21 protein-coding genes are annotated in these 19,947 nt (G+C 46.7%); 11 read left to right on the top strand and 10 right to left on the bottom strand.

Annotation, left to right across the window (positions count from 1 at the left end; translation table 11 throughout):
• Positions 1-17 precede the first annotated feature (17 nt).
• The 8 genes from K9J17_14790 (at position 18) to K9J17_14755 (ending at position 7,966) form a co-directional block, all read left to right on the top strand.
• A complete protein-coding gene (locus K9J17_14790) occupies positions 18-641 on the top strand; it encodes a WbqC family protein (protein ID MCF8277998.1) in 624 nt (207 codons plus the stop codon).
• Positions 638-1,471, top strand: coding sequence for an alpha/beta hydrolase (locus K9J17_14785; protein MCF8277997.1), 834 nt, complete (start codon positions 638-640; stop codon positions 1,469-1,471). Before K9J17_14790 ends, K9J17_14785 begins: the two co-directional genes overlap by 4 nt.
• Positions 1,472-1,699: 228 nt before the next feature.
• Complete coding sequence (locus K9J17_14780) at positions 1,700-2,095, top strand: hypothetical protein (GenBank protein MCF8277996.1); 396 nt, start codon at positions 1,700-1,702, stop codon at positions 2,093-2,095.
• A gap of 89 nt (positions 2,096-2,184) precedes the next feature.
• Entirely contained in the window at positions 2,185-3,183 is a 999-nt protein-coding gene (locus tag K9J17_14775; protein ID MCF8277995.1) for a BtrH N-terminal domain-containing protein, read from the top strand.
• Positions 3,184-3,193: 10 nt separating this feature from the next.
• Positions 3,194-3,919: an ABC transporter ATP-binding protein gene (locus K9J17_14770; protein ID MCF8277994.1), complete on the top strand. Its 726-nt coding sequence runs from the start codon at positions 3,194-3,196 to the stop codon at positions 3,917-3,919.
• A 171-nt stretch (positions 3,920-4,090) separates the two neighbouring features.
• Entirely contained in the window at positions 4,091-5,374 is a 1,284-nt protein-coding gene (locus K9J17_14765; protein MCF8277993.1) for an ABC transporter permease, read from the top strand.
• Between the two features lie 19 nt (positions 5,375-5,393).
• On the top strand, positions 5,394-7,088 hold the full coding sequence (locus tag K9J17_14760) for an FAD-dependent monooxygenase (protein MCF8277992.1): 1,695 nt from the start codon (positions 5,394-5,396) through the stop codon (positions 7,086-7,088).
• A 164-nt stretch (positions 7,089-7,252) separates the two neighbouring features.
• Positions 7,253-7,966 carry a DUF1702 family protein gene (locus K9J17_14755; GenBank protein ID MCF8277991.1) on the top strand — a complete coding sequence of 238 codons (714 nt, stop codon included), beginning with the start codon at positions 7,253-7,255 and terminating at the stop codon, positions 7,964-7,966.
• A 23-nt stretch (positions 7,967-7,989) separates the two neighbouring features.
• Here the strand turns inward: K9J17_14755 and K9J17_14750 are convergent, their stop codons facing one another.
• From K9J17_14750 to K9J17_14705, 10 genes are all read right to left on the bottom strand, one after another.
• Entirely contained in the window at positions 7,990-8,769 is a 780-nt protein-coding gene (locus tag K9J17_14750; GenBank protein ID MCF8277990.1) for an HNH endonuclease, read from the bottom strand.
• Positions 8,770-8,779: 10 nt separating this feature from the next.
• Positions 8,780-9,238, bottom strand: a complete 459-nt coding sequence (locus K9J17_14745) for an SRPBCC domain-containing protein (GenBank protein ID MCF8277989.1) — start codon at positions 9,236-9,238, stop codon at positions 8,780-8,782.
• A gap of 1 nt (position 9,239) precedes the next feature.
• On the bottom strand, positions 9,240-10,277 hold the full coding sequence (locus K9J17_14740; GenBank protein ID MCF8277988.1) for a beta-ketoacyl synthase chain length factor: 1,038 nt from the start codon (positions 10,275-10,277) through the stop codon (positions 9,240-9,242).
• 2 nt (positions 10,278-10,279) lie between these two features.
• Complete coding sequence (locus tag K9J17_14735; GenBank protein MCF8277987.1) at positions 10,280-11,473, bottom strand: beta-ketoacyl-[acyl-carrier-protein] synthase family protein; 1,194 nt, start codon at positions 11,471-11,473, stop codon at positions 10,280-10,282.
• Between the two features lie 4 nt (positions 11,474-11,477).
• The gene (locus K9J17_14730) at positions 11,478-11,744 is read right to left on the bottom strand and encodes an acyl carrier protein (protein ID MCF8277986.1); all 267 of its coding nucleotides are present in this window, start codon (positions 11,742-11,744) and stop codon (positions 11,478-11,480) included.
• 100 nt (positions 11,745-11,844) lie between these two features.
• A complete protein-coding gene (locus K9J17_14725) occupies positions 11,845-13,755 on the bottom strand; it encodes an OmpA family protein (protein MCF8277985.1) in 1,911 nt (636 codons plus the stop codon).
• 145 nt (positions 13,756-13,900) lie between these two features.
• The gene (locus K9J17_14720) at positions 13,901-16,594 is read right to left on the bottom strand and encodes an AsmA family protein (protein MCF8277984.1); all 2,694 of its coding nucleotides are present in this window, start codon (positions 16,592-16,594) and stop codon (positions 13,901-13,903) included.
• 16 nt (positions 16,595-16,610) lie between these two features.
• Positions 16,611-16,970, bottom strand: a complete 360-nt coding sequence (locus K9J17_14715; protein ID MCF8277983.1) for a DUF86 domain-containing protein — start codon at positions 16,968-16,970, stop codon at positions 16,611-16,613.
• Entirely contained in the window at positions 16,960-17,316 is a 357-nt protein-coding gene (locus K9J17_14710) for a nucleotidyltransferase domain-containing protein (GenBank protein MCF8277982.1), read from the bottom strand. The genes K9J17_14715 and K9J17_14710 overlap by 11 nt, the downstream gene beginning before the upstream one ends.
• A 116-nt stretch (positions 17,317-17,432) precedes the next feature.
• A complete protein-coding gene (locus K9J17_14705) occupies positions 17,433-18,857 on the bottom strand; it encodes a dicarboxylate/amino acid:cation symporter (protein ID MCF8277981.1) in 1,425 nt (474 codons plus the stop codon).
• Positions 18,858-18,953: 96 nt separating this feature from the next.
• Here K9J17_14705 and K9J17_14700 point away from each other — a divergent pair, with 96 nt between their 5' ends.
• The 3 genes from K9J17_14700 to K9J17_14690 all read left to right on the top strand — a co-directional run.
• Complete coding sequence (locus K9J17_14700) at positions 18,954-19,163, top strand: hypothetical protein (GenBank protein ID MCF8277980.1); 210 nt, start codon at positions 18,954-18,956, stop codon at positions 19,161-19,163.
• Positions 19,160-19,441: a type II toxin-antitoxin system RelE/ParE family toxin gene (locus K9J17_14695; GenBank protein ID MCF8277979.1), complete on the top strand. Its 282-nt coding sequence runs from the start codon at positions 19,160-19,162 to the stop codon at positions 19,439-19,441. Before K9J17_14700 ends, K9J17_14695 begins: the two co-directional genes overlap by 4 nt.
• Positions 19,442-19,463: 22 nt before the next feature.
• The coding region (locus tag K9J17_14690) for an imidazolonepropionase (protein ID MCF8277978.1) at positions 19,464-19,947 on the top strand (484 nt) is incomplete at its 3' end.

Below are 19,947 nucleotides of genomic sequence, written 5' to 3'. Positions count from 1 at the left end.
CGCTATTTTCGCGCCCAATGACAACGGTTCTTCCAATTGGCTACTTCCCTCCTATCAGCTATTTCGCCTATTTGCTGCGCGAGGATATAACCATCGAGAAACACGAACATTTCGTGAAGCAATCGTTGCGGAACCGTTGCACCATTTTAGGCGCTAACGGACAAATGAACCTGCTAGTTCCCAGATTGAAATCGGAGGATAGGCAGACAATTTCTGAAAGTATTATCCATCAGCTAGAAGATTGGAAAACGCTGCATTGGCGTAGCTTAGAATCAGCCTATCGGAAATCGCCCTATTTCGAGTATTACGAAGATGATCTGCTACCATTCTTTCAAAAAAACCACACGAATCATTTCGAAACCGATCTGGAATCTACCAAGCTGATCTGCGATCTACTGGACTTGAAGTTTGAACCGATATTCACCAGCAGTTACGAAGCCGAATTTGAAGGAATTGACCTGCGTAACGCTTGGAACAAGCAGAACTACGCAGCGGAGAATCCTGTAAAAACGTATCCACGCTACATTCAGGTTTTTAGCGATAGGCAGGAATTTGTGGCCGACATGAGCATTCTCGATCTGCTTTTCTGCTTTGGTCCGCGAGCAGTAGATTATTTGCGAGCACTTGAGCTAAACAAATGAGTGCGAACATTCCGTTTGTTGATTTTGGAGGAAATGGAGATGTTATCCATTTGGCGCATGCCAACGGTTTCCCTGCTCAATCGTACCAGAAGTTGGTCGATGAATTGATTCCGAATTACCACGTGATAGGAATGAATGCTCGGCCTTTGTGGGACAATTCGCCATTCTCGGATTTTCATTCTTGGCGAGAAGCTGCTGATGATCTGATTCGTTTTTTGGACGAGCAGCAATTGAAGAACGTGATCGGATTAGGTCATTCGTTTGGAAGCATTTGTACGGTGATTGCTGCCAATGAACGACCTGACCTTTTCAAGAAACTGGTATTGATTGAACCTGTGATCTTGCCTAATTGGGTTTATGTGGTATCGGCCATTCTGCCGAAATTCCTGATGAAAAAGATCAACCCGATTGTTAAGAAAACACTGACGCGAACAGAAAGCTGGAAGAGTAGAAATGCGGTTTTCGCCCATTTCAGAAGCAAGAAGGTTTTTGAACAGATCGGTGATGGATCGTTGTGGGATTATGTGAATGCGGTGACGGACGAAGCTGAAAACGGTGAAGCCAGATTGAATTATTCGAAAGAATGGGAAGCACAGATTTTTTTGACGGTGATCAATCCGTGGAAGAATCTGAAAAAACTGAAACATCCATTTATTGCATTTAGAGGCGAAACTTCGGATACGATAACGAAAGAAGTTTGGGCGCACTGGAAATCAGTGAACAGAACAGGAACGTTGATTGAAATGAAGAATGCTGGGCATTTAGTTCCATTGGAAGAACCGAAACTGCTGGCCAAGGAGATTCTACGTTTCCTTAGCGACAAGAATTGACAAAAGCGCCCGCGTTAAGGATGGAAGCGGCATCCTTTTTTGCTTTTCGCAAAAAAGATATAGCGGACAGCCTGACCCGCGAAGCAAGGGGAACGCCCTCGTAAGATGTTAGTATTCAGATAGGAGATTTCAAAGATCAAGGATAAGGGATTTCAGATTTTGGGCCATCTGAAAACACACTGAGCAAAAGCATTATCTGCAACTCGTTCGGCCTCTTAACTTTGCGGCATGAAAAAGAACGAAGTCCCACAGGACGATGAAAATCTATTCGAAGGAAAATTCAAGGTGGTGAAATACGCCATTGATGACGATGGCAACTATGGAACCGTTGGAAGTTCGGGTTGGGAGCCAGAGAATGTAGTGCTCAATCAGGCTTGGGAAGAGATCAACAAGAAGGTTGAAGAGACAAAAAAGAAGATTGAGGCCGGAGAATTGAGTCCGCTGGCTTACCACATGGAAAAGAACATTATGGATGTGGGCATGTTGAGCCAATACATGGATATTTCGAAACGGAATGTGAGCAAACATTTGGAGCCGAGCGGCTTCAATAGTTTGGATGAAAAGACCTTGAAGCGCTACGCAGAGGTGTTCGATATTACGGTTGGGGAGTTGAAGAGTTATTAGTTATTGGTTATTGGGTTACTGGGTTATTGTGGGTTCGTTGGTCCTTAATAACCTTTAACGAATAACCAATAACCCTTTCAAAAAAAAGAATGAAGATAGATTTCGAGCACCGCCAATCGGCTCATTGCGAGACGGGCGTTATTTCCAATTTGATGAGGCATCACGGTTTGGATATTTCTGAACCTTTGGCCTTGGGCATTGGTTCGGGTCTGTTCTTCGCGCACATGCCATTTATCAAAGTGAATGGTTTACCAGTTACAACCTATCGCATTATGCCTGGCGATATTTTCAAGAAGTTTTCGAACAGAACGGGAGTGGAAATGAAGCGTCAATCGTTCTCATCTCCCGAAAAGGCGATGAATGAGTTGGATGCCTGTTTGGAGCAAGGATTGCCCGTAGGCATGCTGACCAGCGTATTCTACCTGCCCTACTTGCCGCGTGCGTTCCGCTTCCATTTCAATGCGCACAATATTGTGGTGTACGGAAAGGAAGGCGATGATTATCTGGTTTCTGACCCGATTTTGGAGAAGCCCGAAGTGATCGATCGCAGAATGCTGATTCGTGCTCGTTTTGCCAAAGGAATGCCGAACACGAACGGACGGATGTATTACCCAACGCATGTTCCGAAGGACATTGACGTGAACGCGGCCATCATCAAAGGATTGAAATACACAGCCAAGGATATGGGCACTATTCCATTGCCGATCTTCGGAGGACGAGCAATTGGTTTTCTGGCTTCGCGCGTTGCCAATTATGAGAAGAAATACGGCAAGGAAGAAGCCAAGAAATACCTAGGGAACATTGTAAGGATGCAGGAAGAGATCGGAACAGGCGGAGCAGGTTTCCGCTTCATGTTCGGGGCATTTTTGCAGGAAGCTGGTTCGAGATTAGGTAATCCGATATTGCACAAGAAGAGCTTGGAGATCACCAAGATCGGTGATCTGTGGCGCAACTTCGCGTACGATTGCGGACGGATGGTGAAAGACCGTGCCGATGGCATGACCTATCAAGATCTGGCCGATCAACTTTCGGACATTGGTAAGAAGGAGATCCTGTTCTTCCAGTCCATTCACAAAATGAAACTCTGATTTGGACGCCATTTCCATATCTGCTTTGGTGCATCGGTACAGCGGTGCTGCCGAACCTGCCGTAAATGGCCTCAATCTGAACATTCCGAAAGGAGCTTTCTATGGATTGCTTGGTCCGAATGGTGCAGGAAAAACCACCACTATTTCCATCATCTGCGGGATTGTGAAACCCAGTTCAGGTGCGGTTTCCATACTAGGAAGGGATTGGAAAAGGGATGCAACGGCCATCAAGAATTCGATTGGATTGGTGCCGCAGGAAATTGCGCTTTACGATACCATGACCGCCAACGAGAACTTGAATTTCTTCGGGCAGATGCTGGGATTGAATAGAAAGACCATCGCCAAGAAAGCGGATGAGCTGATGGAGGAATTCGGTCTCAGCGAACACAAAAGCAAACAATTACAGCACTTTTCGGGCGGAATGAAACGCAGAGTGAACCTGATGGTGGCGCTGCTACACGATCCTGAAATTCTCATTCTCGATGAGCCGACCGTTGGTATTGATGTGCATTCACGCCACATGATCAACACTTATCTGAAGACATTGAACGAAGGTGGAATGACCATCGTTTACACTTCGCACCAGTTGGACGAGACGGAACAGCTATGCGATGAGGTGTGCATCATCGATCACGGAAAACTGCTGATTGAAGGCAAAACCGCTGATCTTGTTTCTGATGGCCACAGTCTGCATCATCACTTTATAGAACTTACTGGAAAGCAATTGCGGGATTGAAAATGGAAGGTTTAGTTGAAATAGAAATCCCCCGCCTTCGGCACCCCCTTTTCAAGGGGGACGGGGCTCCATCCTCCTTTTCAAAGGACGTGCCGAGGAACGAGGCGGAGGATTTATTTATTGACCAGTTACTATCTAACCTACATTCTTCGCGCCTCTGCGTGAAATAAAATGAAACTCCTCGCATCCATAAAGAAAGAATGGCTCTTGCTCATCCGCGATAAGGGCGGTCTGGGCATCCTCTTCCTCATGCCAATGGTATTGGTGGTGGTGATGGCCGTGGTACAGGATGCACCTTTCAGAGACTATCAGGAGCAGCAACTTCCTGTGCTTTTTGTGGATGAAGACCAAGGTGTCATTTCGCAATCCATTCTCATGGGAATGAGCGAAGGCAACACCTTCCGATTGGTGGACAGCTTGAATGGCAAACCAGTTTCAGCCGAAGAAGCCACCAGAGCTATCAACTCTGGCGAATTTCAAATTGGTGTCATCGTCCACAAGGGATTGAGTTCTGAATTACAGGAAATTGTCGATGCACAGGTTGATGGCATGTTGGCTGGATTGATGCCGGGCGCTGATACTGTTGAGGTGGCTAAACCCGACCTCGAACCTTACATCACACTCCTACTCGACCCTACCACCAAAAGCACCTTCAGAAGTAGCATCCGAAGTGCCATCAAGCAATTTCTGAGCAAGTTGGAAGCGAAGCTCATCGTGGATGGATTGACTTTGAAGTTGGGCGAAATGACAGGCAAAACTCCCAAAGTTGACCTTTCATCCAATGGCATTGTTCAACTGAGAGAAACCACAGCAACTAGCACCATCATGGCTTCGGATGTGGCGAATAATTCCACGCAGCATAACGTGCCTGCTTGGACAGTCTTTGCCATGTTCTTCATCGTTATTCCATTGGCTGGAAATATGGTGAGAGAACGTACGGCAGGAACCATCACCCGCCTTCGTACCATGCCAGCAAGCATGTTCCATTTCTATGCAGGGAAACTACTTAGCTACAGCGGTGTGGGATTGCTTCAAGCATTGCTGATGATCAGCGTTGGCTTTTGGCTGATGCCGCAATTGGGCTTGGCACGTCTGGACCTCGGAAGCGGCATCTACCCACTGATCTATGTTTCCATCGTGTGTGCGTTTGCTGCCACTGGCTACGGATTGCTCATCGGAACGATCTTCAAAACACTTCATCAGGCCGCCATTTTCGGGATTGTTTCCGTGGTCATCATGGCGGCATTGGGCGGCATTTGGGTTCCACTTTACATCATGAGCGACACCATGATCTTCATCGGCCACCTATCGCCCATGAACTGGGCCATGGAAGCTTTTAACGATGTTTTTCTACGTGGCGATGAACTGTCCAAAATCATTTTCAATTCCCTTAAACTTTGGACCTTCGGAGTTGTTTGCTTCTCAGCATCCCTAATTTTGGAAAAGAACAGATAGATTTCTCAGATTTCTTGAAATGACACAAAAACACTATGACACAATTATCCTTGGTGGCGGCCTTGCTGGCCTCACCCTTTCACTTCAACTCAAAAAGCAGAATCCCGACATCAAGGTCTTGGTGTTGGAAAAGCGGGATGACGCGGCTCCCGATGCGGCTCACAAGGTGGGTGAAAGCACCGTTGAATTGGCCACGCATTACCTGCGCGAAGTGCTTGGATTGAAGGATTATCTGGACAAATACCAGCTTCCGAAGCACGGACTGCGCTTCTTCTTTTCTCCTAAGCACAAGACCACCATTCACAAACGCGTGGAATTGGGACCTAAAGTGTTGCTTCCGGTGCCGAGTCATCAGTTGGACCGTGGCGTTTTGGAGAACGATTTGGTCACTTTCAGTCGCGAAGCGGGTAACCAAGTGGTGCTTGGCGCGAAGGTCGATGGCGTGGATATCGCGGATGAAAATCATACCGTTACGTACAGCGTGAATGGCGAGCAGGCAAGTGCTACTTCCCGATGGGTGGTGGATGCTTCTGGTCGTGCCAGCATTCTGAAACGTAAGTTCGGTTTCGCACAGCCGCATGACCATGATTGCAACTCGGCCTGGTTCCGAGTGGATTGGAAGATTGACATTGATACATGGAGCAATGATGCCAAATGGCATTCTCACGTAGAGCCCGGACTGCGTTATTTGAGCACGGTTCACCTCATGGATGCGGGTTATTGGGTATGGATCATTCCGTTGGTGGGTGACAAGACGAGCGTTGGAATTGTGGCCGATCCGAACATTCATCCTTTCGAAACCTACAACAAATTGGACAAGGCTTTGGCGTGGATTGAACAGTGGGAACCACAGCTTGCCAAGGAACTGAAAGCCAAAACGGATGCCGAGGGCAACATCCTCGATTTTAAAGTGATGAAACATTTCGCGCACAGCTCGGGCGAATTGTTCCATACCGACCGTTGGACCGTAACAGGTGAAAGCGGCCTCTTTGCCGATCCATTCTACTCTCCCGGTTCCGACTTCATTTCGATGGCCAATACATGGACGGCCGACCTCATTCAACGCGACCTGAAAGGCGAAGACATCTTCTTCCGCACCAAGTTCTATTCGGAAGTGCTGAAGGCGCTGTTCGATAACTGGATGCCGATCTACACAGGGCAATACCCGATGTGGGGCAGCACGCAAGTAATGGTGGCCAAGATCTTCTGGGATTGGGGCGCGTATTGGAGCATCAACACGCTGCTGTTCATCAATAATGGACTGACGGATCTCGACCTGATGCGCCAGATGACAGCTGGACCGAAATCCTTGCTTCAGAAATACGGTGAATTGAGCAAACAGATGCAGATGCTGTTCAAGGATGCGATGCCGTACGACACGGCCGACATCACCGACCGTTACACCGATCCCTTCGACCTCGATTTCCTTCGAAAATTCCAAGAGGATATTGTGGAGAAGGAATACACCACAGAGGAAATGTTGGACAAGTTGTTCTCCAATCTGGGAGTACTGGAACACGTGGCAGCCGAAATGTTCCGACTGTTCAGCAACTTGGCACATGGCACGGACATGGACAGCGATGTGGACCCTTACACCATGAGTTTGAACGGTGACCGCAACCTACAAAGCGTGAACAGCAAACTGGTGCCTCGCGATGCCCATATTGCCAACGAAATGAAGGCGATGTGGCTTTATGAAGCGGTTGAAGTTTAACGTTCAATGAAAATCCTCCGCCTTACTTCGACAAGCTCAGCACAGGCTGTTCCTCGGCACCTCCTTTACAAAGGAGGATGGAGTCCTTCCCCCTTTCAAAGGGGGTGGACACACGTAGCTTTTGTGGAGTGTGGACGGGGGATTGTTTTCTCAACCACCCCAGTTTGAGTATTGAAGAGAACATAGAAACCGTTGTCAGCACGTTCCAGAAGGGAAGGGAATTGGCTGAGAGCGGAATTGCTATCAATGAACTGATCGTTGAGCTCAATAAGTTCGACATCCGTTACCGTTCGGTGGCCTTTGAAGGTGCTTCGATGGGAGTTGCCCTCACGAATGATCTTGAAACATGGAAAGCATACTCAAAGGCCAGCGAGAAACACGCCACTCAGGTTCATATTGGATTGGGTTGGGCCATTGCACAAGGCCAGCCCCCTAAATCCCCCGAAGGGGGACTTGACCTCGCCTCTACTCTTTCTCAGACTGAAACGGAGTATCACGTGAAAGTGCTAGACGGTTATGGATATTGGAATGGGCTTTTCAGCAGACGACTGACCATTCGCAGCCAAAGCATTCCTGAGAATATCACGCCTGAGTTTCAAGCTGGATTTGACCAAGGAGTTGGTCGTGCCATCTGGTACATCACCAAAGGTGAAGTGGATAAAGTGCTGAACATCATCAACCATTTTCCCGAAAACAGAAGAGCAAACCTTTGGCAGGGCATCGGTGTGGCCTCAACCTACGTTGGTGGGTGTTCGGATGAATTGATTGCTGAATTAAAATCAGCAGCGGGTGTGTTTAAAATGAACTTTGAGAGGGGAATTGAGGCGGCTGAGGGCAGTATGAAGGAGGCATCCTTGAACACTTTCACAAAACTTTAAGGAGATTTGTTGATGACCGATAGTCAGTCAAAAACACGAAGGGCTAAATCAATATCAAACAAACTATCAATCGCCTTCATTCCTCGGTAGAATTCCCTCTTCAATTCTAAAGAGTGACTTTGATAGCTTTGGAAGTGGTATTTCCAGTTTTGATGAGTAGCAACTGAAAAGGTATGACCGATAAACTCAAATTCATTGAAATACCGACTTTCTGAAACTAGATACATCATCTTCATTTCCTTATCCATTTCAAGAGAAGGGTTCTTAAAAGTTTCTTCGGTAGCAGCGATAACTCCCCAACTCTTGTAGAAATAGAAAAGTGGCAAGTCATTTAAATCATATCTGGCAAATTCTCGGATAAAGTCATACTGACTTGAATGAGCCGTGCCCATTTGTCTTTCCAATTCCTCCAAATACATTTTGTAAAACCCCCGTTTGAACTGTCGGGTCAATTTGTACTTAAAATCACTATCAAAACGGGTCTTAGATTTCTTCAATTCCAGTTTCATCTTTCGATGATCAATATCGAAATACTCAGATTTCGGTCTAGCCATAGTTTTGTTTTTACCGACATCATCTGTGGCTTTCAAAAATCGAGTTTGACTTATGATAAAGACTTCACGAAGAGCTACTTCAATTGGAGGCTTTTTATTGTTCCAAGTTCCAAAGTAATGATTGCACTCATCACAAACGTTCTTACAAATGTGCTTTCCAAGCAGTGATTGAGGTATTGAATGCGCAAGTTTGTTGAACGTGACGGAAGGGTAACTTCTTGAACACCAAATACACTTACACTCTATCATTCCTTAAGGATCAGTAGGCCTTCATCCTCCCCAACTCCACTTCCAACTTATCAAAGTTCTCCTCGTTCTTTTCGGGTGCAAAGCCTCTGATGGTAGCGCAGAGCTTAGCATCATCAAAGATCATTTTGAATACAACGGAGGTCCGTTCTTCGCCAATGGATTCAAAACTGACCTCCACTCTGAAAAACGGCTGTGAGATCCGATACCACGAAATGAACGAAGGCTTTTCAATCACTTCGAAAACCGCGTGGTTCTCATAGTTGCCTTTGTCGGGCCCATGCATGGTCAATCGCCAATGACCTTCTGGCCGTAGGTCAAACTCATGGAATGTGTTGGTAAATCCTTTCGGTCCCCACCAGGTTTGGAGGTGTTCGGGTTCTGTCCAAGCGCGGAATACGAGTTCCTGCGAAAAGTGGAAGATGCGGCTGCTGACGATCTCCAGTTCTGAATTTGATGCTTCGGCCATGATATCAGGGTTTGCGAACCACTATGAAACCGTGCTGGTTTCCTTGGTAGTGATTGTAAATCAGTATCGTTTTCAATTCGCGTGAGATAGGCTTCTGAACCGCCATCTTAGGAACAGCTTTTCCGCTGACCAAATTGGCTGCAAACCAAGTGGCAAAGGCACTGGCAGAAGGACTTTCTCCGAAGAGGTTCTTGAAGGACATGATGCCTGTTTCGGGGAATAGCTGCTTTGCGAAGTCCGTGTACCAATGATCGGAATTGACATCTCCAGAATAACCGAGCATCAGGGCATGTATATCTGAAATGGAAAGACCGTTACGTTCTAAAAGCAAGCTGGCTTTCGCTGTCAAGTCTTCTAATGATGGATACGAGATCATATCCCAATCCACAATCTCGGCAATGGCGTTTTCGGGGCTTGATTCCACCACAAACATGGCCGCCCCTTCCCCATTCACCGCTCCGGGAGTGCCGCAGCCAATGAGTTTGTCGGTGGTGGTTTCTTCTTTCTTAATAAAACCTGCCAGCGTTTCGATGCGGTATTGTGCTTGAGATATCTCTTCCACGCAACCGACCATCAGGCTCTTTGCTCTTCCTTCCATGAAAAGCAGGTCGGCATCCATCAGGCAATTCTCGAAGGAAACGCCTTTGTTGCTGTGCGTGTTATTGTAGCCACTGTTGCTGGACATAAGCGCTAATCCGCCCGCAGGCGAACTCGGACTTCCTTGCACAAAACCCGTTGGTGTGAGCGTTCCTTCTTCAAATTGAATAATCTGATTGAGAAACTTATGGCAATCTTCCATTCCGCCATCCGTAGTGGCGATGATGATGCCGTCTGTGTTCCATTTCTCGAGAAGCGGCATGGCAGCGCCTGTAGCCATTCGGTTCGATTTGCCCATTCTGCGCAATTGGCTATTTGGGATCATCGCATAGGTGGGTTCCACCGCTTTCATCTGCGAACCGCTGTAAATGATCGGTTCGGTTTCGAAGAAATCATCTTCAAAAGTTCGTTGGGGCGATATGCACGAAAGGTCTTTAATGAACATGCCTAGACCTTCGAAAGAATGAGTGAACTGCAATTGCCTCCAAACCCGAAGGAGTTGGAAAGCACGTGCTTGACGTCTGCCTTTGAATAGAAATCGAGCAAGGGAAAGGACTGGAACTCGGGCATAGGTGTCTGCCAATTCAAACTCGGATAGATCTCCTGATGCTTGATGCTGAGCAGGCTGTACACAGCTTCAATAGCTCCCGAAGCAGCCAATGTGTGACCCGTGTACGATTTAGTGGAAACGTATGGCGGAACGACATCAAAGATCTGATGCATTCCGTTCAATTCGGTGTAATCGTTATTCTCAGTTCCTGTTCCGTGGGCGTTGACGTAGCTGATGTCAGAAGGCTTGATGCCTGCGGTTTCTAGAGCGCCATTGATGGCACCCCTCACTCCTACTGCCTCTGGCGACATGGAACTTGGATGATAGGCATCGTTGGTGTTGCCGTAGCCGCGCACTTCTCCGTAGATGGTTTTGCCTTGGGCGTCTTCTTCCCGCTCCAAAACAAGATATGCCGCGCCTTCGCCTAGGTTCAGACCTTTGCGGTCGGCATCGAAGGGACGCGTTATCTCATCCGAGAAAATCTGCAAGGAATTGAATCCGTTGACGGTGTATTTGGCCAAGCTATCTACCCCACCCACGATGGCGCGTTTGCATTTGCCCGCCTTGATCATCCTCGCTCCCATCATGATGGAATTGGCAGATGACGAACAAGCCGTGTTCATGGTATCGGTATAGCCTCTTAGTCCGAAAGCCTTCACCAATTGCAGCGTGTGGGCGCCACTTCGGTAGGAATTGACGAATTCGGAAGGCCTTGAGTTCGAATTGGCATCGGCAAAAATAGCCTCGGTTTCTACCATTCCGCCCACGGTGGTGGCTGAAAGCAAAGCGGTATTGAAGGATCTCAACTCTTCCGAAGAAAGCCCAGCATCTGTGATGGCTTCTTTGAATGCCGTGAAAGCAAGTAGTTCGGTACGGGTCATGCCGCTGACCACGGATGCTGCCAAGTGCTCGCGCAGTTGGACATTGCTCTGTTTCACTTCTCCGAAGAGTAATGTTTCGGCATAGTTCGAATCTAGAAACTGGGCTTTCCCAATTCCTGTTATTCCTTTCTGAAGCGAAGAATGATTCTCGGAAGCGTTGTTTCCAATGGCGGAGATCACCCCCATTCCGGTGACAACAATTCGCCCCATTGGTCTATGCTAGAGTTTTGTTGGCGAGAATGTATTCGGCCATGGTATCTACCGTAACCAATACTTTCCGCCCTTCTGCTGGGTCGGTCATTTTGATGCCGTACTCTCTTTCAAGCAATACGCTCAACTCCAAAGCATCAATCGAATCCAATCCGAATTTCGGACCAAAAAGCTGATCATCATCGGCAATATCTTCTACTGCAAAATCGAGAAGGTTCAAATACTCAATGATCTGTGCTTTCAATTGGGCTTTCAATTCAGCTGCTTCCATTCGCTCGTTTTAGTTGGTTGATTTATCGGTTGCAAATTAACTTAGAAATGTTGGGATATGCCATGAACAGACATGACTGGAAAAGGTTCGTGTTGTTCTATTAATTAGCGGTAATCACAAACTCCGTTCGTCTGTTGTCAGCGCGCCCTTCTGGTGTTGTGTTCGGTTTAACCGGTTTGGCCTCACCAAAACCTTTGTAGGAAAGTCGGCCCGAGCTGATGCCTTCTTTTACCAGAATATCGTACACGGCTTTGGCGCGATCGTTAGAGAGTTTGAGGTTGGATTCGGGCGAACCCACGTTATCGGTGTAGCCGTGTATGGCCACCTTCATCTTCGGGTTGGCTTTGAGATAGATGGCAAATTCACCCATCATTCGTTCCGATTCGTCATCCAAGTTAAAACGGTCAGTATCGTACTTGATGTCGTGGAGTTTGTAGGCCTCGCCCACTTTCACCTTTTTCACCTCCACGTTCACTTTCTTGATATCGTTGAGCGTGCTATCCTTGGTAGAAAGGTAGCGTGATGTGAAAGCGGCATCTTTCTTCTTCACGGTCATTACCATATCGCTGCTGAAGTTCATTACAGCCACATAATCGCCCGTAAGGGTATCTACATTCACTTCAGTCACTTCTTTGGTGTCCATGTTCTTGAATTCGATGGTGGCATCGGTAATGCGCTTGTTGTTCTCATCGGTCAGTTTCCCTTTTAGGAAGAGCACTTTCTCTGGTCGTGCTTCTTTGTATAGTGGAAAACTGAACATATCCCAACCACCAACGCCATCTTCGCGCTCGTTGCTGCTGATGTAAGCTGTCTTGCCATCAACGGCCACAAAAAAGCCTACATCAGCCTCTTCGGTATTTATCGGAAAACCGATGTTCTTCGGTTTTATCCAATTGTGGGTTGAATCTTGACGAACGTAGTACACATCGAAATTACCAATGCCATTGTGACCATCTGAACTAAAATAGAGTGTGTGACTGTCTTCGTGGATGAAAGGAGATTTCTCGTTGCCCTTGGTGTTGATGGTGGTTCCGAGGTTGGTGGCCTGCCCCCAAGTGCCGTCTTTCTGAAGGTGCGAAACATAAAGATCCATGTTGTCGATGTCACCGATCTCATCTTCGCGGATGGAAACGAAATAGAGCGTTTTTCCATCGGGTGTAATGGTAGGTTGTCCTTCAAACGAGTTCTTTCCATTGACGCCCGGACCAACATTTATCGGTTCGTCCCAACCGTGGTAGTGCCAATCAGAATAGAATATGTCGCAGTTCTTGTAGCCATCGAGATTGTCGTTACAAATGGTGAGGAACATGCGCTTGTTATCTACAGTAAGCGTGGCGCTTCCCACATTCTCCGAAATATTGAAAGGGCTTGGCATGGCGGTTCCTCCATCAAATTCTCCGCTTGGTAAGCGCTTGCTTCGGGTAAATTCCTCAATCTCTTTGGCGGTAAGGTCGTTCTTGCGCTTTACGAAATGCCTGCGGATATAAAGCGCCACTTCGTTATCTGGCGAAATGATGCCGAGATATTCGTTATCGCGTGAAGATATGCCATTGACAACCGTGGGCGCAAAGGGCACGGGATTGGAGTAAAGCGAATCGTAATAGGCGCATTGCGGAATCCACGCTTCTACCTCTAAGGTCTTTTCCTCAAAATCTTTGGGATACCAGCGAGGGTCGTCAAATTCGATGGTGAGAAACTGTTTGAAGTGTGCTTCGGCCTCTTTGAATTCCTTCTTCTGCATGGCGATGAGCCCCATATAGTAGTACGGATACATGTGGTAGGTCGGGCACAGATCGGCCACGGCTTTCATCGGTTTATAACCAAAGGCAATTCCTTTGCTCATCGGGTCTTTCTCGGCCTTGCTCAATTGCTCGTAAGCTTTGGCGAAAACAGCTCCGAAATGATCTGGCTCGGCATCGAGGATCTGATCGTACAATTCCCTCCTAACGGAAGGTTTACGTTCATTCAACGCCTGATTCCAAAGCGCCTGCACCTTTTTGTTGCCAGGCATTTCGCAGGCAGTAGGGTTTTGGGAAAAGGAGCAAAAAGGGAGAAGGGAAAAAAGAAAAAAGAAAGTCCACAGACCACGGTCAATAGACCATATACAGCTTTTCTTCTTGAATGACGGTTGACCGTTGACCATGGACTATCGACTTTTACTTTTTAGGTTTACCGAACAAGCCTTTTATCGCATCGCCAGCCTTGTCTTTAGCTGCTTTTTCGGCTTCCTGTTTAAGGCGTTCCTCAGCTTCTTTAGCTAATTTCTCAGCCTCTTTTCGTGCACGGTCTTCAGCTTCTTTCTGAAGTTTGGCAGCTTCTTCGCGCGCTTTTTTCTCCAGCTCGTCCTTCGCCTTATTGAACTCGGCTTCAGCAGCGGCTTTCAGGTTCTCGGTAGGACTTGCACCTCCGCCAGCGCCACCAAATGAAGGCGTGATCTTCGGATCTTTAAACGTTCCTTTCACAAGGATATCGACCTTGATTTCGCTACCTGCAGAGAAGTTTGCACCTAGCGCATTTGCCTGCGAAACCAATCCGCCAATGACGGCATTGGCCTGACTGCCCAACGCGCTTGTTGGAACGGTCGTTCCTATCACGTAATCCATGGTTTCATCAAAACCATGGCTTCCGAAAATGTTGGCAGAAACGGGTCCGATCTTCACATCAAAGGGTTGAACCGAAACGCGGCCATTGACGAACGCAAAACTCAGATTCACATTTGTTACTTCTGGATTTTTGAAGGCATTGATCTTCACTACCTGCGCAATCTTATCCAAGGCTTCTGTTCCGGTTATTTTCAAACTCTGTGAAGTCAATCTTCCGCCACCATTCAGTGAGTTGTAGTCTACTTCCGTTCCGCTTTTCATCGTTCCCATCACGTTGAATTTAACGGACACACGGCCTTCGGTCTTCTCGGCAATTGGAGCCAATTTGCGCACCGTTCCGAAAGCAGCATACGCTTCTTTGAGCACGATATTCTGCACATCGAGGTCGTAATTCAACTTCGGATTCGTTTCATTGCTGCTGTCGTAATATCCATTCATGGCCACACCACCGCCAAGTGTATTGAAGGTAAGTCCGTTCAGGTTGGCCTTTCCGTTCTTGATCACCACATTTCCTTTGGTGTTCAAGAGGTTGATGTTGTCGTAAACAATCTTTTTCACGTCTGTAGAAAGCGCCAGATCGAGGTTCTTAGGAATGAGAAATGGCTCAGAGGCAGGTGCTTCCCCTCCTTCCGTACCACCTTCTGCTGGGGCCGTTTCTCCGCCATCTTCGCTGGTGCTGAGACCAGCCAACTCGTTGCCATCAATGAGCGTGCTGCTAAGGCTGAAATTCCCTTCCAAGGTGCCATCGCTCAAAGCATAACCGAGGTAGTTGGTGATCTTTCCTTTTGCTTTGAAATCAGATTTTCCTGCTTTGGCATCAAACGAAGCCAATTCCAAGAACTGCGGTGCAAACTTGAACTGAGCATATTTCACCTCTACCGGAACAGCTACCGATGCAGTTGTGTAAACGATATCCATCAGAATGAATTCGCCTTTGGCGTTGAACTTATCGTAATGTCCTTTGTCCATGTCCGATTGCTTTCCTTTCATCTCGGCATCGGCAATAATGGTTCCCGAAAGTTTATCGCCTGCTTCCATCGGAATGGCATCAGCCAAACTGGTCAGGTCGATCTTTCCTTTGAAAGAAGCATCGATGTTTGGATCTGAAACGGGCGTTTTGATGAGCGCACGCACATCAAATGGATTGCCCGCCAATTGAAAGGTGAATTGCTTCAGATCGATGACGGTCTTGTCAGCATCTCCACCCGGATTGGCCACGTTCAGATCGACTTGAATTCCATCTACACTTTTTGGCAACGATGGATATTTGAACTGGCCATTACCCACTTTCACGTTTGCCGTAAAGGCGGGAATGTTCGTTTCGTTGTAGGTACCTTTCACCATTCCATTCAATTCCAAAGAGCCGCTTGCCTGTACATCTGCAAAATCCTTCGCGTAAATGGCAGGAACCAACGATAGGATTTCCTTAAACTCCGTTTTGGCAGCACCGTAGGTAAGGTCAAGGTTGATGTCATCATTATTTGGCATGCTGATGTTTCCGCTCCACGAAAGATGCAATCCGTTAATTCGGAACTCATTGTCTTTCAGCGAGTAGCTATTGTTCGCCAGATCAGCATCCACTTCCGCTCCCAAAGCAAGTTCAACTCCGTTGAGGTAGGCGATTCCGCCATTCACCAACTTGGCATTATCCATCGAAACGTTCGTTTTCAAATTGGTTCGGTCAGCACCGAAATCGCCACTTAGGCTCAAATTCAATTTTGAAGTGCTGAACGTCATCCCTCCTTGCTGATCGGAATACATCACTTCCAGATTTGCAATCTCAAACTGCTTTAGTTTGATACTGAACGGACCACTCGATTCGGCTGGAGCCTCGGCAGTTTCCGTTGTTTCAGATTCCGGGACGATATCGTAATTGGCCTTGCCGTTTTCGAGCACGATCACATTCGCCAATCCATCGGCCAATGTTATCTGATTGATGACTGGCGCACCGTTGAAAGCACTCATCAGATCCACATCCAACGCAAGTGTTTTAAGGTAGAGTAGTGTCCGTCCTTCAAACTCGCCTTTACCAGTAATGGAAAGTTCTCCCACTCCAACATACAGGTCGGGAAACGACCATAGCAATGAAATGTCCACATCCTTAAAATCGATGGTGGCATCCAAGTTTGCGTTGGCTTCTTCCTTCACCATTTTGGTGATCGGCTCTTTAAGGACGATAGGAATGATGATGATCGCAGCAACAAGCAGCACGATCAGAACTCCGAATGCAATAAGTAGTTTTTTCATCAGTAGTTTTTTTTTTTTAAAGGGTTTCGGAGAATTCTTTTTGGAGGATTTCAATTAGAGTCGTTTCCAGACCTGGCAAAACCTTCTTGATTGTATCAAAAGGTATTTCCAAGTCTATCGAATGATACTCGTGCAACAGGAAATTCCGAAATGATTTTACCTTGAACCAAGGATAATCGTATTTGGCGAGAACATCAGAATCAACGTTAGCCATGGCTTCAGCAACAACAGCAAATTGATAAAAAACAGCTGAGTAAATCATCACGTCTTCTTTAAAACGTTGCAATTCCACATCTTCTGTCATTCGCTGAATGTGCCCGATGGCTTCCAGCGCATGTTCCACTCTGATCTTGGAAGTTATCGGTCTATCCTTCATGTACTAGTACAAGGTCGTTCGCGATATTTTTTTTAAATGCTTCTCGAAGCCCGCCTGTCATCGCAAAGTCCACTTTCCTTTTCAAGGAGTTTTGAAGAACATGTTGATACTCTGCTAAATCAAAAAGTGTGATGTGCGCATCCTTGTCAACATCGATCAGAATATCCACATCGCTTTGCTCATCATAATCGCCCCTTGCGAAAGAGCCGAACAGCCAAGCTTTTTTCACAGCCTTCTGCGTAGCAAAATAAGCTGAAACGCGATTTTTAACCTCCGCACTTGTAAGAACAGCAGAAGTATACGCAGCTAACGGTTCCTCAAACTTCTCTATCTTCTTCTTATTCATCAGGAATTATGAAATCCAGTCAACAAAGGTAGCCGAAAGCAATTTCCTTCTTTCACCTAAGCACCATCATCATCAAATATTAATGTCAGTCAACGCAACCGCGATAAGAATATTTTTCAATCCAATTTACTCCAAACCTCTTTATTGAGTTGGCCTTCGCTGCCTGCAACAATAGTAGCAACGGTACAATCGCCTGTGACGTTCACCGTGGTGCGGCACATATCTAAAATTCTATCAACAGGAAAGATAATGGCAATCCATGCTGGATTGAGGCCAACGCTTTCTAGAACGATGATGAGCATGATCAATCCAGCACTTGGAACAGCAGCCGAACCGATGGAAGCTAAGGTTGCGGTCAACACAATCGTGAGCTGTTGCGTCAAGCTCAGATCAACTGCGTGAAACTGCGCGAGAAAAACCACCGCAATGGCCTGATACATACTTGTTCCGTCCATGTTTACCGTGGCACCAATTGGCAGCACAAAGCTGGTTGTTTCCTTACTCACTCCAAGATTATCCTGCACGCATTCCATGGTTACAGGTAGCGTTGCTGCGCTCGAACTGGTGCTGAATGCCAAAAACTGTGCTGGCGAAATGGCTTTGAAAAAGCGTCTGTAAGTCATGCCTTTAGACAGCGTGGTTACCAACAACGGGTAGAAAATGAAGATCATAAAGCCAAGTCCTACCACTACAACCAAGCTGTACCAACCTAATCCTTTAAAGATTTCGATGACCGCGCTAGGGTCGTCTCCAGCCATTTTGGAAATGACACCTGCTAGCAGCGCAAACACAAAGAATGGCGCGGCTTGCATCACGAAATCAACCATTTTCAAAAAGACCTCATTCATTCCATCCATCAGATCAATAACGGGTTGTGCCGTTTCACGAGGAATGGAGATCAGCGTCACTCCGAAAAAGATGGCGAAGAAGATGACCTGCAACATCAGCCCATTGTTGTTCAATGATGCGAAAATGTTGCTCGGAACCATGTCCACAATGAACTGTAACGGACCTGAATCTCTGGTGCTTTTGGCCGATTGCATCTTGGATTCCAAACTGGCATCTGGCGCTTCCGAATCCATCAATTCGCGTACAATTTCCACACGAGAAGCATACTGATCTTCGCACAGATAGCACTTATGGTCTTTTACTTCCACACCGTTTTCCTGCGCCCAAATTTCATAGGCAATTCGGTTATCAACACGCTGCGCTTCATCCACCATCTTCCCTGGCGATATGAGGTTGACCAACAGAAGACCAACCGAAACAGCAATCACTGTTGTCACCAAGTAAAACGACAATGTCTTACCCGCCAATCGCCCCAGTTTGGCCGTATCGTGCAGTCCTGCAATTCCTTTTATGATGGAGAATAACACCAGCGGAACGGCAATCAGCTTCAATAGATTGATGAAGATGGTTCCGAACGGATCGATCCAATCGACCACAAATCCGCTCCAACCAAGCGAACTTGAGATGAAGGCGAAAATGACACCGAGTATCAGTCCGATGATGATCTTCCAATGTAATGCGAGATTTTTCATAGGCCGAAATCAGCCTCGAAATTAAGGAACCCAAAGCGTAACTCTGACTTAGCATGCGATTGTTTTCCAATATGGCAAATGCTTAACTTTAACTCTATGAAAGTTACCGTTGACATAGACGACAAGCACTACGATGAGTTCGTGGAGCTTCTGAAAACATTATCATACGCCACACCTGTGAAGGAATACGAAATTCCACAATGGCAACAGGATCTGGTGATGGAACGAATCGAAAAGATTGAACGTGGAGAAATGAAAATGATTGAGGTCGATGAGGCACTCCGTGAAATTTTCGGTGACGAATGAACCACCGTCTCCATTTCAGCGAAGAGGCAAAAAAAGATGTCCTAGACATTTTCGCATGGTATGAAGATATCAAAACGGGGCTTGGCAAACGGTTCAAAAAGCAACTAACGATTTCCACTGCTCATCTACGCAAGGAACCACATACTATTCAAATCAAATACGCGGATGTCCGAATAATCTTTCTAAAGATATTTCCATACGGCATTCATTTTCAGATCGTTGGAAATGAAGTATTTGTAATTGCCGTTTTGCACACAAGCCGAAAACCGAGAGCTTAGCTAATTCGTGTTTCTTTGCCACATGGCGCTTCTTATCAAGAATATCAAACAACTCATTCAGGTTCGGGAAGAAGGAAAATCTCCTATTCGAGGAAAAGACATGGCCGAACTTCCACGTATTGATAATGCATGGATTTTGGTAAAACATGGAATCATCATGGATCATGGCACGATGGATTCGTGTCCGCCAGACCCGAATGCGGTGATTGACGCTTCAGGAAAACTCGTTTTGCCTGCCTGGTGCGATAGCCACACACATTTGGTGTTTGCAGATACTCGTGAAGAGGAATTCGTTGGACGAATAAAAGGTTTGACTTACGAACAGATTGCTGCGGCTGGCGGTGGAATTCTGAATTCCGCTAAGAAATTGGCAGGTAAATCTGAAGACGAGTTGATTGCTTCAGCAACAGAGCGATTGAACGAGATCATGCACCTCGGGACAGGTGCGGTCGAAATCAAAAGCGGTTACGGACTTTCGGTGGAAGGCGAATTGAAAATGCTGCGTG

Source organism: Flavobacteriales bacterium (assembly GCA_021739695.1).
Classification (GTDB): domain Bacteria; phylum Bacteroidota; class Bacteroidia; order UBA10329; family UBA10329; genus UBA10329.
The sequence above is the reverse complement of the archived record's forward strand: the minus strand, read 5'-3'. Positions and strand labels throughout refer to the sequence as shown.

Bases quoted from the DNA above. Each gene is read 5' to 3' on its own strand.
- K9J17_14735 (MCF8277987.1), bottom strand. From the start codon at position 11,473: ATGGGGCGAATTGTTGTCACCGGAATGGGGGTGATCTCCGCCATTGGA.
- K9J17_14715 (MCF8277983.1), bottom strand. From the start codon at position 16,970: ATGAAGGATAGACCGATAACTTCCAAGATCAGAGTGGAACATGCGCTG.
- K9J17_14710 (MCF8277982.1), bottom strand. From the start codon at position 17,316: ATGAATAAGAAGAAGATAGAGAAGTTTGAGGAACCGTTAGCTGCGTAT.
- K9J17_14695 (MCF8277979.1), top strand. From the start codon at position 19,160: ATGAACCACCGTCTCCATTTCAGCGAAGAGGCAAAAAAAGATGTCCTA.
- K9J17_14720 (MCF8277984.1), bottom strand. From the start codon at position 16,594: ATGAAAAAACTACTTATTGCATTCGGAGTTCTGATCGTGCTGCTTGTT.
- K9J17_14790 (MCF8277998.1), top strand. From the start codon at position 18: ATGACAACGGTTCTTCCAATTGGCTACTTCCCTCCTATCAGCTATTTC.
- K9J17_14700 (MCF8277980.1), top strand. From the start codon at position 18,954: ATGAAAGTTACCGTTGACATAGACGACAAGCACTACGATGAGTTCGTG.
- K9J17_14765 (MCF8277993.1), top strand. From the start codon at position 4,091: ATGAAACTCCTCGCATCCATAAAGAAAGAATGGCTCTTGCTCATCCGC.
- K9J17_14725 (MCF8277985.1), bottom strand. From the start codon at position 13,755: ATGCCTGGCAACAAAAAGGTGCAGGCGCTTTGGAATCAGGCGTTGAAT.
- K9J17_14760 (MCF8277992.1), top strand. From the start codon at position 5,394: ATGACACAAAAACACTATGACACAATTATCCTTGGTGGCGGCCTTGCT.
- K9J17_14775 (MCF8277995.1), top strand. From the start codon at position 2,185: ATGAAGATAGATTTCGAGCACCGCCAATCGGCTCATTGCGAGACGGGC.
- K9J17_14780 (MCF8277996.1), top strand. From the start codon at position 1,700: ATGAAAAAGAACGAAGTCCCACAGGACGATGAAAATCTATTCGAAGGA.
- K9J17_14730 (MCF8277986.1), bottom strand. From the start codon at position 11,744: ATGGAAGCAGCTGAATTGAAAGCCCAATTGAAAGCACAGATCATTGAG.
- K9J17_14705 (MCF8277981.1), bottom strand. From the start codon at position 18,857: ATGAAAAATCTCGCATTACATTGGAAGATCATCATCGGACTGATACTC.
- K9J17_14785 (MCF8277997.1), top strand. From the start codon at position 638: ATGAGTGCGAACATTCCGTTTGTTGATTTTGGAGGAAATGGAGATGTT.
- K9J17_14750 (MCF8277990.1), bottom strand. From the start codon at position 8,769: ATGATAGAGTGTAAGTGTATTTGGTGTTCAAGAAGTTACCCTTCCGTC.
- K9J17_14740 (MCF8277988.1), bottom strand. From the start codon at position 10,277: ATGTTCATTAAAGACCTTTCGTGCATATCGCCCCAACGAACTTTTGAA.